We start from the raw sequence: 2,181 nt of genomic DNA on the forward strand, positions 1-2,181 counted from the left end.
GAAATGTTAAAATTGAAGCTGACGAAACTAGAAATTATACAGCAACATTAAAAGGAAACAACTTTAATTATACAGATAATTTCACAAGCATTTTAAATATTGATAATTTAAGTCCAGGAGCTTATGATTTATGTATTACTGTTGAAGGGGATACTTTTGAACAATGTTACAAAGTTTCCATTGCTGAAGCTTCTAACTTAAGCGGAAAAATACTTGTTGATAAAAAAACAGCATCTATTTCTATTGCCGAAGGAACAGCTCCTTATACGGTTCTTAAAAATGGAAAAACCATTTTAGAAACATATCAAACCGATTTTTCTGTTGAAATAAATCATGGTGATCAATTGCAAATTCAAAGTAAATCAGCTTGTCAAGGTGTGCTTTCAAAAAGTATAGATTTATTAGAAAATGTGCGTGTGTATCCTAACCCAACAAACGGTTTGTTTGAGATGTATTTACCAGAAGGTATAAAAACAGCAAACATAGAAATATACAACATACAATCTCAATTGATATCCTCAAAAACATATTTGGTAAATGAAGGTGCAGTAAGTTTAGATATAAGTAATAAACCTATCGGTATTTATTTCATTAAAATATATATTGATAAACCAGAAGTAATAAAATTAATAAAAAAATAATATCGAAAAGTTCAGTCGATAATTATCTAATTTGTAGGTTTTTAATGCTGTTTTGAGTTAGATTATAGAGATGTGATTGGTTAAAAGTTTAGAAATAAAATAAATAGATAAATGATTAAATTAAATAATAAAATAATAAAATTCCAATTTAAAAAGTTTTCAATTTTAAAACAATGTGTTATAATATTGGTGTTTTGGTCTATAACTGTTAACTCCCAAAATGCAGAAGCACCTTCATGGGTTGATTTTGCTCAGAAAAAATTAACAAATAAGTTGTCAGAAGCGAAACTAAACGAATTTTCGTTTTCTGGATATCATTTTTCTGAAAAGGGACTACCAAATGTATCAAGTTGGAATAGACTAAATGTTACAGATTTTGGTGCCATACCAAATGATACAGGTTATGATGATAGCGCTATACAAGCCACAATTAATGCAGCAGAAGCTAGTGGTCAACCAACTGTTGTTTATTTTCCAGCTGGACGCTACATCGTTTCTAGTGAAACTACAAAAACACAGCCCATTATTGTTCGAAAGAGTAATATCATTTTAAAAGGTGCAGGAAGCGGTATTGGCGGAACAGAAATATATACAGACAAATTCAATGAAAATAAGTTTGGTAGCGGTGAAATTAACTATCAATTTATGTTTTTGCCTTCAAATACTAATTCTGTTGATATTACTCAAGTAACAAAAGAGATTAAAAAAGGAGACTTCGAAATAGAAGTTGCCAGTGCAGCCAATTTATCGATTGGGCAATATGTTGATTTGTATCAACGTACCCCTGCTAACCTTGAAGCAAATATGCCGGGTTTAACGCCTAATATTAGATGGACACCTATAATAAACAATGGTATCCGTCCTTATGAGAAACATGTTATTACTAAAATTGCAGGGAACAAAATAACCTTTAAAAACCCCGTTCAGCTTAATATGCCATTATCATCTACGACGGTTCTTAAAACGTTTCAAACAATTACAGAAGTAGGTGTTGAAGATATTTTATTTACAAGTGGTTGGAAACATTATCCAGAAGATTTTTTACACCACGCAAGCGATATTGTAGATTATGCGTGGCAAGCCGTTGCTTTTAATAATGTGGCAAATGGATGGATTCGAAATTGCCATTTTAAAGATTGGAATGAAGGTATTTGTATAGAAAAAAGTATAGCCGTTACTGTTAAAGATATTGAATTTTCTGGTAAGAAAGGACATACTAGTTACTATTCAAGATACAGTTATGGTGTGCTATTTGAAAATTGTATCGATAATGTAAGCGAAGGGTTGTCAAAAGATCCTGATAAAGGTATGCTGCACGGTCCAGGGATGCGTTGGAGTACAACGAGCACTGTGTTCGTTAATTGTAATATGCAAACAAATCAATCTATCGATTGTCATGGGTATCATCCCTATGCCAATTTATTAGATAATGTTAGAGGTGGTATTTTAAGTGGAAGTGGCGGCGCTGAAACGGCATATCCTAATAGCGGACCATACCTAACATTCTGGAATTTTAAACATAATGCAAGTTTCACAAACA

General features: G+C 31.8%; 2 protein-coding genes. Both read left to right on the forward strand.

The window, feature by feature from the left end:
- Positions 1-641 (forward strand): T9SS type A sorting domain-containing protein (locus EC396_RS12160; protein WP_164975273.1); only part of this gene is annotated, 641 nt, incomplete at its 5' end.
- 111 nt (positions 642-752) lie between these two features.
- Positions 753-2,181 (forward strand): DUF4955 domain-containing protein (locus tag EC396_RS12165; RefSeq protein ID WP_129366939.1); only part of this gene is annotated, 1,429 nt, incomplete at its 3' end.

Source organism: Lutibacter sp. HS1-25 (assembly GCF_004121075.1).
GTDB lineage: Bacteria > Bacteroidota > Bacteroidia > Flavobacteriales > Flavobacteriaceae > Lutibacter.